The organism is Levilactobacillus tangyuanensis (genome assembly GCF_003946545.1).
In the GTDB taxonomy this organism is placed as follows: Bacteria; Bacillota; Bacilli; order Lactobacillales; family Lactobacillaceae; genus Levilactobacillus; species Levilactobacillus tangyuanensis.
The window spans coordinates 242,661-255,262 of the sequence record NZ_RHOA01000002.1; the positions used below are offsets into that span (position 1 = coordinate 242,661).

A 12,602-nucleotide genomic window follows, 5' to 3' on the forward strand; every position below is an offset into this window, starting at 1 on the left:
ATAAAGGTTCGTTCCTAATTGAATGATTGCGATTCAATCATAAAATGACTAGAATGAAATTAAGAGGTGATTCGCAATGGCTAAAAAAAATGAACGGGTAGCCCGCGAAGCCATCATTACAGATATGAATGACTTTCTGATGGACTATGCGGCTGAACGATTGGGCAAGGACCCCAAGTTGGCACAATCGGTGTTCGCTGCCGCCAAAGATGACTTAACCGGCTTAGACTCGTTGTTCAAGGATAATGGTGTCGGCCGCCGGACGAAATACTTGGAAGTTGCTTCCGGGTTTCTCCACGATGAGGTCCAAACGGCCGAAGCCGATCCCAACACCGACTACGATGCCGAGAGTACCGCATTGGCCAAGGAAGCTATGGCTTACCTGGGTAACCACGCCGGGGACTTCGACCGTTGGGAAGAAGCCTAGGCACTTAAAATTTGCCAAAGTTAAAGGCATTAGGATAATTAATCCTAATGCCTTTTTTGTTCTATTGCCACTGCCACAGGTCGGCCTTCATATTGGTCGCAATGATCTGGGCCAACAGGTCAATAAATTGGTCTGGCATATATTTCGTGGTATCGAATTCAGTTGGCTGACCGTTAATCTTGGTAATCACCAACCCCTGGCTCTCGAGTGTTAGCCCATACTTAGGGGCAATCTCGCAGAGTCGTTTCACTTGTTCTTCACTCATTGGCCAATCTCCATTCACGCAACTACTCTGAGCTTACGCAAAACGTCGATGACCGTCAAGCGCTTAATAGCAGTACTTGTCCTTGGCTAATTGTTGATGAAGGGCCGCCGCTAATTGGGCCTCGTCTGGGCCGTCAGTCACCACTTGGACAAAGTGACCGGCATGGTCGGCCAATAAGCCAACTTCATCTCGATCCCGGGGATTAATTTCAACATCATGAACCTTAATCGTGGCCTTGGCCTGGTGTCGTTGACAGATCCTAACAAATGCTTCGGTTTCGTCTACTTTTGGCATGTCTTGGTGCAACTGGAACCCAATTGTCTTCATCAAAAATCACCTCTGGTCCAATTGTAAACGATTACATTAGTTTTGCCAACCCTTTTTAACGATCCGCCATGGCGTTGGCGGCCGCGAACGCACGTTCAATCTCCCCGTGAAATATGGTATGATATTGCCAGAAATGGAGGCGTTCCTTTGATCAAACTAGGTGTCCGAGAATTAGTTGAATTTACCTTACGAACTGGCGATCTGAGTAACGTCTCTGGCAGCCAGAACACGGCCCTCTTGGGGGCCCAAATTCATCGCCGCCTGCAGAAGCAACGCGGTGCCGACTATCAAAAGGAATATTATCTAGACCAAGAACTGACCCTAAACGAGCAGGAATATCTGCTCCACGGACGAGCCGACGGCGTGACCTTAACCGCCGACCAGGCCAGTATCGAAGAGATCAAGACGTCCGAGACCGTCTTCGACAAGCTCAGCGACAACACGCTAACCCTTTACTGGGCGCAGGTTAAGATCTATGCCTACCTGCTCATGCAAAAGGAATCCGAGCTGGACGAGGTTACGCTGACCCTGACGTACTTTCAAACCAACACGGAAGAAATCACGCAGACCGACCAAACAATCAGTCGCGAGGCTGCGACGACCTTCTTTCAACAGGTCATTGACGAGTACGTCACCTGGCTAAAGTTTCGTTCCGATCTGCGTGATCAACGGGACCCGACCATTCATCGCCTCACCTTTCCCTTCGACCACTATCGGCCGGGACAGCGCGAGCTAGCGGTGGCCGTCTACAAGACGATTCTAACGCAGCAACGCTTGTTTGCCGAGGCTCCCACCGGAACCGGTAAGACCATTTCGACCCTTTTCCCCACGATTAAGGCGATTGGCGAGGGCGAGATTCAGCGAATCTTCTATTTAACGGCCAAGCAAAGTACCCGGCGAGTGGCCGAAGAGGCCCTCGACCTGATGGCCACCCAGGGCCTCAAAATAAAAAGCATCACGTTAACCGCCAAGGACAAGATTCGTTTTCCCGAGGAGGCCGACCTTCAGCCCGAGGAGAATCCCTACATGCTGGGCTACTATGATCGCTTGAAGCCTGCCTTACTCGACCTGATAAAGAATCATGATCAGCTCACCCGCCCGGTCATCGAGGCCGTGGCCCGGGACCACACCCTGGATCCGTTTGAATTTCAACTGGACGCCAGTCTGTTTTGTGATGTCGTCATTGGCGACTATAACTACCTATTTGATCCCCAGGTTCACCTGCAACGCTTCTTCGCGACCCCCGACCCCGACAACTTCTTTCTCATCGACGAGGCCCACAACCTGGTCAGCCGTTCGCGAGAAATGTATTCGGCGGCCATCAGTAGTCGCCCGCTCGACCATCTTCTAAGACTCAGCGAGGATGCCAGCGCCGCAACGCCGAAGCTCCGCCGGCGATTGAGTGATTTAAGGGCCACCTTTGATGACCTGGCGGCACCCCTGATCGCCGATCAGGCCACAGACAGTACCTTCCTCACACCACCGGAAAACTTCGAGCACGACCTATCCCGGCTGGTGGAGGCCGTTCACGACTGGCTCATCGACCAACCCCAGACGCCATTTGTTCAGGCCGTTCTGGACTACTACTTCGTCGCCATTAGCTACCAACGAATCAGCGAGTATTATGACGATACTTATCGCATGCGACTCGCCATTGAGGATGGCAATATCACTCTCAAACAACTCTGTTTAGACCCTAGTGCCTTTCTGGCCGATAGTCTGGCGCTGGGCCATGGTGCGGTGCTCTTCTCGGCCACGTTGTCCCCCTTGGACTACTACCAGGCCGTTTTGGGCGGGCAGCCCGATAGCCTGGCTTACCGGTTAGATTCGCCCTTCCCTCCGCAGCACCAAGAAATTCTAGTGGCCAACTACATTCAAACGACCTATCAACGACGCGATGCCAATTTGGCCAATATCTTGTTGGCCATCAAGAACCTCATCGATGGCAAGGTGGGGAATTACCTCATTTTCCTCCCCTCTCATCAATATCTGGTCACGGTCAGCCAGGCCTTTCAAATGGCCTATCCTCACGTCAAGACGGTGATCCAGCAGAGCCAGATGGCCGAAGCCGACCGAACCGCCTTCTTGGCCAACTTTACCAGTGACCCGCAGACCACCCTGGTTGGTTTTGCCCTCCTCGGTGGCATCTTTGCCGAGGGAATCGACCTCAAGGCCGACCGCCTAATTGGCGTGGGCATCGTCAGTGTGGGGCTTCCCGGAATTAATCCCGAAACCGATCTGATTCGCGACTACTTCGATGTTCAATCCCATCAGGGATTTGCCTTCGCCTATCAACTGCCTGGCCTCAACAATGTTTTTCAGGCGGCCGGTCGCCTAATTCGCGGCTCTCACGACGTCGGCGTCATTTTACTCATGGATCAGCGATTCGCCAGTCCGCGCTATACCAACCTGTATCCCAAGCACTGGCAACATTTCCAGCGGGTGTACCGCCCGGAACAACTTGCCCCAACCATCCACGCATTCTGGCAAAAGGAGGCCGGCCATGAAGACTAAATTAACCTTAGCACTCGAACACACCCTGTATGCCTACTGTCGCGACGCGGGGGCATCCCCCGTTGAAGAGGTGACGATGCCCGACGACCAGGGCATTGTGGATACGCTAAGCTACCAGGAACTCCCCACCGGCGAGATCGAATGGCGCTGTTACGAGCTCAAGGTGACCAAGAGTGACTTCCATTCGCAGGCGAAGCTCTCCTTCGTCGGTCATTACAATTACTTTGTTCTTCCATTGAAATTATACGATCAGGTGGCCGACGAAATTCCGACTGGCATTGGCGTGCTGATCTACCGGCCATTCAATCCGACAATGTTATCGACCGCCAGCGAACCGCCAGTGACGCCGGGCTACCTGACCGTTGCCCGGACACCACGCCGACAAGACCTGCAGGTACCGGCCACCGAACTCACCACCTGCTTCATCGCTTCGCAGGCCCGCGAGGTCCACAAGGCTAAACAAATGGCGACCGGACTCAAGCAGTACAGCACGGAACAGCTCTATCACGAGCTCAAGAAACGCCATCAGCACTACGATATCTACGATCCCAATCGAAACTTCTATGACCGATTCATCGAAGACACTGAGGCAACGGCCGTCACCGCCCTTCAAAGCGAAGTAGACGCCCTCAATCTAGAAATTTATCAGCTCCAGCATCCCGAGGAGGCGTGACGTCGTGTATTATTTTCCGTACTTTAGGGGCCGCCAATACGATCTGCAAGCCTTGAAGGCCGTCGCCCAACAACACCTGCTGCCGGCAAATATCATCCCCATCATCGAACCCGTCCGCGACATTGCCGCACTGCCCAAGACCATCGCGGCCTTTGTGGCGCACGATCAACCACTCGTGGTCATCGCCAATTCAACGGTTAGTGACTACGCCTTGACTCAGCAGAAACTCCATGATTGGTCCGCCTGGCAAGACAACCCAGCCCTCATCATCGGCCACGTCCTGACACCAACCCTGGTCGAAGCGGATGTGACTCCCCAGCCAGAACATCAAACGTTATTGGTCGCCCGGCAATACGATGATCTAGTTGCCGCCAAACAGGCCGGCCTCCTCAATGCCCCAACTCATTTGTTGGTGCCACCGGAGGCTCGGATTCGCCGGCTGTTGGATCGACCAACGATCCAGCTCTTCGATCACGCCTGGCTACCGGAACATCCCCGTACCTATGCCGATCTACCAGATGGCCTGTTCAGTGATGACTGGGCCACCGATCTGCTGACCCCCTACGTGGGCTACAGCGACTACGGTATTGGTGGCGGTCACTACAGCGAGCACGGCTACCCGGCCCGCGCCGTCACCATCCATCTGACCTATTTCAAAGGGTCACAGTTGCGCATCCACCGCTTTGTCTCGGACGATCATACCGACTTCAAGCACCCGAAAGAAAAATTTTTCCAGGCGGTGGCCAAGCTGGCCGACTGGTTGCCAAAGCAGGCCGCCTCGGTACAAACGGCGGCCCAACAACTCGCCGACTATCACACCACGCAACATTTTCCTGGCCTGGGCGTGGTAAAACGTCTGAGTATCATGCACCATCTTCAGGTCATGGCCGCCTATTTCAAACAAAACTATCCTCATTCAGACTAAAAAAGACGTCTGGGAAAATCCCAGGCGTCTTTGCTATCTCTAAATCACTTTATTTAACTGGTATGACACAGACACCTTCCGGCACCATGAAACCCTTTTGTTTTAAGGTTAGCTTCCCGCTCGTGGCATCCCGAGCATACAGACTCGCATTATCCGAGTTCTGATTAACCACGAGAACCAAGCGTTGACTGGAATCCCAATTGAAGTCGCGAGGGAAGTCACCCTCCGTGCTAATCCGCTGAACGGTTGTCAACGTTCCAGCATCGTCAGCCGCAAAGACCGTGAGCGAGTTGTGTCCACGATTAGAAACATAGATGAACCGGCCATCGGCACTCATGCGAATGGCTGCAGCCCCGTTATGTTCTGTCCAATCGTCCGGAATCGTCGAAACAATGCCCTTCAGGGTTAAGACACCTGAGGCGGCATCGTAGGCCAGTGTTGCCACGTTGCTACTCAATTCGCCAACCAGGTAAGCCACACCCTTATCAGCATCGAAAGTAATGTGCCGCGGGCCGAAACCATCTGGCAATGCCAACTGACTCACTAGGGTCAACTTGCCGGCATCGGTGACATCATAGATGTACACCCGGTCGGTACCCAAGTCACAAACCACCAATCGGTGATCCGGTGTCAGGTCAGCGAAGTGTGGGTGCGGGCCATCCGTTTGTTCTGGCGCCGTTCCGACTGGTCCTTGATCGACCACTTCATCCGCTTGAGTCAACGTGCCATCAGCAGCAATCGCGTAAACGGTGACTGCAGCCGTATGATAATTGGCCGTGTAGACCAGCTGTCGGTCCTCATCCACCGCCACGTAGGCCGGTGACGACCCTGTGCGTAGGACTTGTTGAATGGCCCGAGGCTTCACATCGGTTACGTCATAGATGATCAACCCGCCTTGGGTGTGCCCATCCGTTTCTTTTTTATTGATGACATACAACCGCTGAGCCGCCGCCTTTGCGAGGTAAGTGGGACTACCTGCAGACGCCAGCCATTCACAATCAACCAACCGTTCAGCCTTGGAATCGACGCTCACCCGATAAATTCCGCGACTGATGCGCTTGGTGTAGGTCCCAATATAAAAATCTTCCGTCATGAATGCTGCCCCTTTCTCTTGCCGTACTTACTATTAAGTATAGCACAGCCGATCTGATACCACCGATAAAGTCACTGGTCACCATCGGTAATTACCGATACAATGGATATAAATGTTCAGAAAGGACGCGAGCCATATGGCCAGCTTTGAGGGCTACCACCCACTTTTAACCCGTCGATATCGTTTCGATTGGTTAACCCGCTTCAATTTAAAAAATGTTGCCGACTTAACCCAGCAGGAGCTGTCCCCGACAGCCGACTGGATCAATGCCACCATGCGTGACACCATGGATCGCCGCAAATTGGTCTGGGGTATCGAAGACCGGGCCACCCACAAGCTCGTGGCCTGGGGCGGCTTCCCAACCCTCGATCTCGGCGAACAAACCGGGCAGGTCTACGTTCTGGGACGACCGTTGCCCACTGCTGATCAACAAGAAATTCTGGAACGTCTCGTAGCATTTGGCCGTGACGAATTGCAGCTGAGCACCCTCACCCTCCAAACCGCTAAGCATCTGGATCCCGAGGCCCTTGAGGCTGCTGGCTTCAATAGTAAATCCCCGCAACATTGGGAATGGCATCGTTACCGTTAAGCATCATTAAGCCACTTAAAAACCCGTCAGGCCGAAGAAATCCTTCAGCCTGACGGGTTTATTTTTAGTCTTTTTCAACGACGCGTTGATTCAATGACCGGGCAATGGCCAACGATTCACTCTCGTAGGCATCATGCACCCCAAGGTAGTAGCAGGCTAAGCTCCCGAGAATAACGCCGACGAAGTCCAGCGGATAGGCCAGCAAACCGCTACCGCCGAATTGATGGCTACCAATGACCGACATCAACGTCAACCAGACCATCTCGGCCAATAACCACCGACCACCACGCAAGCTCGCGCGCAACGACTGCCAACCAGCCGGGCGGCAAATCTCATAATACACGTAGAAAATCAGGCCTAACGCAATGACCCCAAAGACCTCAATCGTAGTGGGCCACTTCGCCCAGTATATCGCCAGGCTGGCCAAAACATAGGCCAACGGTGACCACCACTGTGAGGCGTGCAGGCGAAACGGCCGGACAAACTCCGGTGCCTGACGTCGTAACGCATTCACCGTGACTGGACCCGTCAGATAGGCAATCAATGTCGAAGTCGAAATCACATTGGATAACGTGCCCCAGTTCCGAAAACCGGCGACTAAGACCACGCCCAAGAACATATTAACCACCATGGCCCGCCGCGGCGTTTGATACTTGCGGTTAACTTCGCCCAACTTGGTCGGCATATGCTTGGTCCCGGTCATGGCCGCCAGGGCCCGACTGGTCGTTGCCACGAACGAAACCCCGGTCCCGAATGGCGATACGAAGGCATCCAAATACAGCAAGGTCGACAGCCAGCCTAAGTTCAACAGGATGGCAATATCCGCAAACGGCGACTCGAAGTTGACCCCGTGCCAACCATGAACCAGACTTCCACCCGGAACGGCGCCGATGAAGGCCACCTGGAGTAGCGTATAGATCACGGTACTAATCCCAAAGGCAATCACAATGCCCCAAAAAATGTTGCGCTCGGGATGTTCAATTTCATTGCCCATATTGATCGTCGTCTGAAAGGCATTGTATGAAAAGATAATCCCGGCAGCAGTGGTCGCTGAGAAGATCGATGCGCTCCCATAGGGCATGAACCCACCCATGTGGGTGAAGTTCTGTGGTTCGAAGCCGGTAATGACCAAAACAATAATCGTCAAGGTTGGAATCACTAATTTAAAAATTGAGACGAAGCTGGTAAACCGAGTCAATAACTTAACCGACCAAAAGTTTAACAATGTAAAGGCCAGGATAAACAGAAAGACAATGACTAGGCCTTCATTAGTCACGTTGCCGGCATGAAGGAAGCCTCTCGTCCAGTTGGCCCAGGCCCAGGGCCACGAGCTCATGTATTGGACGGCAGCCACCGCCTCAATCGGAATAATGGTTAAGAGCGATAGCCAGTTGGCCCAGCCGGCAACGAAGCCCAGCAGCGGTCCATGGGAGAAGGCCGCATATTGACTCATCCCCCCACTGGTTGGGAACATCGTCCCCAATTCAATGTAGTTCATCGCAATCAAACCAATCACGAGGGCCCCAAGGAGCCAGGAAATAATGGCGGCCGGCCCGGCAATTTGTGCGGCCATTCCGGCACCAAAAAGCCACCCAGAACCAATAATGGCACTGAGTGTCAGCATGACTAGTGAAAACAAACTCATCTTCCGTCTCAACGGCATTCCCTACTTTCTAAGCAACTGTATTGCCCATTGTACACTAGCCAGGGAAGCCTGACCATGGTCGATCACTTGCTAGTAATCGCCTAGAAAAATTGCCCGACATAATAGTGAATAAACATGGTAATGATCCCCACCACCACGTTACGAATAATGGCAGTCTTAACCAGGCCATGGCCCAACTTGGCGCTAAGATAACCCGTCAGCGTCACGGATAGTAAAACCGCAACGATCGTCGCCGGCCATTGCGTTGCCGCCGGAAAGATCGTCATGGCAACCAGCGGGAAGGTCCCCCCGATCGCGGCCGCGAATAGGGATGAAAACGCGGCGTCCCAAGGATTCATGTAATGTCCCAATTGGATGTCATCCTTCACGTTGACGACCGTTCCCAAGGCGTCCTTGTTCATCAGATCTTCCGCAATGGCCTCGGCAGTAGCCGTGGTGACACCACGCTCCTCATAGAAATGACGCACGGCCGCCTGTTGGTCGGCGTAATTGGTCTTTAAAAGGGCGGCTTCCTTAGCCACCGCGGCCTTTTCGGTATCCTTCTGCGTGCTAACCGAGGCGTACTCCCCGGATGCCATGGAGAAGGCACAGGCCAACAGGTCTGCCAGTCCAGCAATGAAGATGGTAAATTGATTGGTGGTCGCCGCGGCAACACTGAACAATACCCCAACGACGGTCAGAATCCCGTCGTTTGAACCCAACACACCGGCTCGCAAGGTATTTAACTTTTCGTCCATGGTTTGATGTTGCTTAACTTTCTTAACCCGAATATTCTCGTTTTCTGCCATTCTGGCCGCCCCCTAAGCGAATAGATGCCCAATGCCGTAAGTCACCAGCATCGTCAAGATCCCGGCCACAACGTTACGAACGGTCCCGTTGCGCCGATTGGCATTCCCTAAAATTGCCGCGATATAACCCGTAATCGACAGGGCCACCACTACCGCCAGAAAGGTTCCAATCACCCGCCATTGACGAGGTAAGAGACTGATCGACACTAACGGAAGGATGGACCCGGTTGGAAATGAAATCATTGAGGCAATTGCCGCCGAGAATGGATTGGTATATTCCCCAACGTTAAACCCAAAACGTTCTCTAACCGTGGCCTTCAAGGGATCCTTTTCCATCATTTCCTTAGTCGCTTGATCGGCCAACTCGGGGTTAATCCCCGTGGCCACGTACTTATCGCGAATGAAACGATATTCGCCGTCATAATCATTGTCTAATGCCACCGTCTGGGTCTCGATCGCCTTGCGTTGCGCATCTTTTTGGGTGTTCACCGAGACGTATTCCCCCATCGCCATCGAGACGGTCCCGGCAATCATTCCCGCAATCCCGGAAATAAAGATCGCAAAACTACTGGTGGCCGCTCCGGCCACGCCGACGACAATCCCGGCAACCGAAAGGATCCCATCGTTGGCACCCATGACACTTGCCCGCAACACATTGATGCGTTGCGCTAATGTCGACTTCTTCTTATTCTTCTTCATACTCTTTCGCCCCCGAAATCATGACACTATTAAGCCTCTCATCTATGTTAACACATATAGAGATAAAAGTTTGGCTAATCTAACTTTGCTGCTTAGTTTAGAATCATTCTTAATTGTTTAACAAAATCATTGTACTCACTTTAGCTTTAAATGTAAATAGCTCATCATCAATTCCTTGTTATCGCTAATTTATACCAGTGATCAATCATAAAACTGGAAGTATTCTGAAAAAGTGGTTTAATAGATACAAACTAGATCGATTATAAATAAGGAGGGATAACCTTGGCTAGTCAGAAACAATTGTTAAATCAGGCCTTGCAAACGTTAAAGTCACATCACGTGCGGGTGACCCCCCAACGGAAGGTCATCTTGACTTATCTGGTCACCCATCATAACCACCCAGCCGTCGAGACGATCTTCACCTCATTAGCGGATGAACTCCCCAATCTCAGTATGGCCACGGTTTACAATACCCTGAATCTCCTGGTAGACCTGGGCATCGTCATCGAGCTGCCCAATGACAACGGCGGTCTGCGCTACGACTTCTATGGCCGCCCCCACTACCACGTTATCTGTGAAAACTGTGGTAAGATCACCGACGTCTTCGCGCCAAACTTTGCGGAAATTGAAAAATCCTTAAACGACCAGGCCAGCGAGCAGACCGGCTATCTCATCACCAGTAACCACGTTGAGGTTTACGGCCTCTGCCCGGAATGCCAACAGAAGTTACACATCGACCCGGAACGACAGACCTGGTCGCAACCGGAATAATTCAACCCTAGCGTGTGGCCCCGGCCAGACGCTTTTTCTTCGGCATCGTGGCCAAAAACGGCTGCCACCAGCATATTACAAGGATATTACAGGTGTCGTGAAGTTTTAATCTATTTGCAAACACGCCTAACAAAGCCCAACAGGCTCGTTATAACCGGTGTAATATTACATCGGAATGCCGTCAGGCCGGTTGTCGACAGCCACAATAATGTTTATAGTTGATCACGGATAACATCGAATGTGCAATCGTCTATCGACGGTTGTCAAAAGACAAGAAAGATTTGAGGGATGATCAGGGTGAAGATGCACAAAATTGTTTTAACCGCACTGGCCACACTTGGGGCCGCTGGTTTTATCGGAATGACGACGACTACGGCATCAGCAAGTAGTTCAAAGGTCAATGACTATATCAGTAACAAGAATATCAAGCCTGCTAAGGTAACCAAGTCCATTTGGAGTGGTTTTCCTAAGAACAAGTACCGTCATGGTAAGGCTAAGCCAGAAGGCGTTGTCGTTCACGAAACGGCCAACCCTTCCTCAACCATTTACAACGAAATTGCCTACATGAAGAAGAATTATAACAACGCCTTCGTGCACAGCTTCGTCGATGGTTCTCGGATTATCAACATCGCGAACACGGACTACCTGGCTTGGGGTGTTGGTTACCCTGGGAACGCTCGTTTCGTTCAATTCGAACAGGTCGAAGTTCACAGTAAGTCCGCCTTTGCCCACGAAGTCGCTAACGCTTCATGGTACACGGCATACTTGTTAAACAAGTACAATCTGAAACCAAACGATGCCGCCTACGATTACAAGGGCACGGTTTGGTCCCATAAGGCCGTTGCTTCGAAGCTCGGTGGGTCCACGCATACCGACCCCGTTGGTTACTACTCTTCAGCCGGTAAGAAGTACTTCGGTCAGTCATACAACATGGCCGCCTTCTACCAAATGGTTAAGAAGTACTACAACGAGATGAACACGAAGCACACCAAGTTAATGACCGCAACCTACACGTCCGTTAACCAACAGGGTAAGTTGAGCAGCAAGTACACGAAGTACTACCTGTACAACCACCTCAAGGGTGTCAACAAGAACGCCAAGCGTCAAAGTTGGTCTAAGATTTCCCCTAAGGTTGGTAAGACTTACAGCATCGACATGGTTGGTAAGAAGAGCAATGGGACGACCTGGTACCGGATTAAGCCCGCTACCGACACCACTAGCAAGACCCGTTACTGGGTATACGCCGATAACTTAACCGACGTTACCACCAACGCTAACGAGGCGGCAACTTCTTCCAGCGCCAGCAACTAAGCTTCACCACCCCAAATCGACTAAATGATTAGATATAAATAAGGTCGCCTGAGAATTACTCAGGCGGCCTTTTTGGGTTCTCAATGTTTTAAACGGTCCAATCATCCGGATCGAGATGGGCAGGGTTCTTAACGTACCCCCGCGGGTCCTTGGTGTAGCCAATCTTACCATAGAAATCCTTGGCGAGTTCCGAGGCGAAGAGCACCGAGTGCAGCTCATGCCCAACCTCCTGGTCCACGAGTTCCAGCAAGTGCCGGCCGATGCCTTGGTAACGATAGTGTTCATCAACCGCCAAGTCGGCCACATACACGGCGTCCGCATAGTCGGTTAAGCCGCGGGTATAGCCCACAACCTGATCGCCATCCCAGGCGGTAAAGAGGTAATTGGCATTATCTAACATGCGCTGTAGCTTAGCGTCGTCGTTAGTCTGCCGGTGAATCTTTGCTCTGAGAATCAAGTCCTTAAAAGTTGCTACGTCCAACATCTTATCCACTTTGTATTCAATCATGATGTCGCCTTCCTATCCGTTAGATTACCTTAAGTATAGGCAATCA

The 12,602-nt window shown here is 52.0% G+C and carries 14 protein-coding genes; 7 read left to right on the forward strand and 7 right to left on the reverse strand.

The window, feature by feature from the left end; translation table 11 throughout:
- Positions 1 to 76 precede the first annotated feature (76 nt).
- Positions 77 to 427, forward strand: a complete 351-nt coding sequence (locus EKM96_RS02780) for a hypothetical protein (RefSeq protein WP_125639399.1) — start codon at positions 77 to 79, stop codon at positions 425 to 427.
- A 61-nt stretch (positions 428 to 488) separates the two neighbouring features.
- Here the strand turns inward: EKM96_RS02780 and EKM96_RS02785 are convergent, their stop codons facing one another.
- The gene (locus EKM96_RS02785) at positions 489 to 692 is read right to left on the reverse strand and encodes a hypothetical protein (protein ID WP_125639402.1); all 204 of its coding nucleotides are present in this window, start codon (positions 690 to 692) and stop codon (positions 489 to 491) included.
- A 63-nt stretch (positions 693 to 755) separates the two neighbouring features.
- A complete protein-coding gene (locus EKM96_RS02790; protein WP_125639405.1) occupies positions 756 to 1,019 on the reverse strand; it encodes a PTS sugar transporter in 264 nt (87 codons plus the stop codon).
- Between the two features lie 147 nt (positions 1,020 to 1,166).
- Between EKM96_RS02790 and EKM96_RS02795 the strand changes: the two genes are divergently transcribed.
- From EKM96_RS02795 to EKM96_RS02805, 3 genes are read left to right on the forward strand one after another with little or no spacing between them, the layout of a single operon-like run.
- Positions 1,167 to 3,533 (forward strand): ATP-dependent DNA helicase, encoded by a 2,367-nt coding sequence (locus EKM96_RS02795; protein WP_125639408.1) that lies wholly within the window; start codon positions 1,167 to 1,169, stop codon positions 3,531 to 3,533.
- The gene (locus EKM96_RS02800) at positions 3,523 to 4,206 is read left to right on the forward strand and encodes a hypothetical protein (protein ID WP_125639411.1); all 684 of its coding nucleotides are present in this window, start codon (positions 3,523 to 3,525) and stop codon (positions 4,204 to 4,206) included. The genes EKM96_RS02795 and EKM96_RS02800 overlap by 11 nt, the downstream gene beginning before the upstream one ends.
- 4 nt (positions 4,207 to 4,210) lie before the next feature.
- Positions 4,211 to 5,131 (forward strand): sce7725 family protein, encoded by a 921-nt coding sequence (locus EKM96_RS02805; protein ID WP_125639414.1) that lies wholly within the window; start codon positions 4,211 to 4,213, stop codon positions 5,129 to 5,131.
- Between the two features lie 49 nt (positions 5,132 to 5,180).
- Here the strand turns inward: EKM96_RS02805 and EKM96_RS02810 are convergent, their stop codons facing one another.
- On the reverse strand, positions 5,181 to 6,224 hold the full coding sequence (locus tag EKM96_RS02810) for a lactonase family protein (RefSeq protein ID WP_125639417.1): 1,044 nt from the start codon (positions 6,222 to 6,224) through the stop codon (positions 5,181 to 5,183).
- A gap of 136 nt (positions 6,225 to 6,360) precedes the next feature.
- On the opposite strand from EKM96_RS02810, the gene EKM96_RS02815 reads away from it, so the two are divergent.
- On the forward strand, positions 6,361 to 6,813 hold the full coding sequence (locus EKM96_RS02815) for a GNAT family N-acetyltransferase (protein ID WP_125639420.1): 453 nt from the start codon (positions 6,361 to 6,363) through the stop codon (positions 6,811 to 6,813).
- A gap of 64 nt (positions 6,814 to 6,877) precedes the next feature.
- On the opposite strand, the gene EKM96_RS02820 is transcribed toward EKM96_RS02815, so the two are convergent.
- The 3 genes from EKM96_RS02820 to EKM96_RS02830 all read right to left on the reverse strand — a co-directional run bounded on the left by EKM96_RS02820 (position 6,878) and on the right by EKM96_RS02830 (position 9,966).
- Complete coding sequence (locus EKM96_RS02820) at positions 6,878 to 8,476, reverse strand: APC family permease (RefSeq protein ID WP_164510958.1); 1,599 nt, start codon at positions 8,474 to 8,476, stop codon at positions 6,878 to 6,880.
- 83 nt (positions 8,477 to 8,559) lie between these two features.
- Complete coding sequence (locus tag EKM96_RS02825; protein WP_125639423.1) at positions 8,560 to 9,267, reverse strand: VIT1/CCC1 transporter family protein; 708 nt, start codon at positions 9,265 to 9,267, stop codon at positions 8,560 to 8,562.
- A gap of 12 nt (positions 9,268 to 9,279) precedes the next feature.
- Positions 9,280 to 9,966, reverse strand: coding sequence for a VIT1/CCC1 transporter family protein (locus tag EKM96_RS02830; RefSeq protein WP_125639426.1), 687 nt, complete (start codon positions 9,964 to 9,966; stop codon positions 9,280 to 9,282).
- A gap of 282 nt (positions 9,967 to 10,248) precedes the next feature.
- Between EKM96_RS02830 and EKM96_RS02835 the strand changes: the two genes are divergently transcribed.
- Both EKM96_RS02835 and EKM96_RS02840 read left to right on the forward strand, forming a co-directional pair.
- Positions 10,249 to 10,737, forward strand: a complete 489-nt coding sequence (locus EKM96_RS02835) for a Fur family transcriptional regulator (protein WP_125639429.1) — start codon at positions 10,249 to 10,251, stop codon at positions 10,735 to 10,737.
- 303 nt (positions 10,738 to 11,040) lie between these two features.
- Entirely contained in the window at positions 11,041 to 12,048 is a 1,008-nt protein-coding gene (locus EKM96_RS02840; protein ID WP_125639432.1) for a peptidoglycan recognition protein family protein, read from the forward strand.
- Positions 12,049 to 12,136: 88 nt separating this feature from the next.
- Here EKM96_RS02840 and EKM96_RS02845 read toward each other — a convergent pair whose 3' ends face one another.
- Positions 12,137 to 12,556 carry a GNAT family N-acetyltransferase gene (locus EKM96_RS02845; RefSeq protein ID WP_125639436.1) on the reverse strand — a complete coding sequence of 140 codons (420 nt, stop codon included), beginning with the start codon at positions 12,554 to 12,556 and terminating at the stop codon, positions 12,137 to 12,139.
- Positions 12,557 to 12,602: the final 46 nt, after the last annotated feature.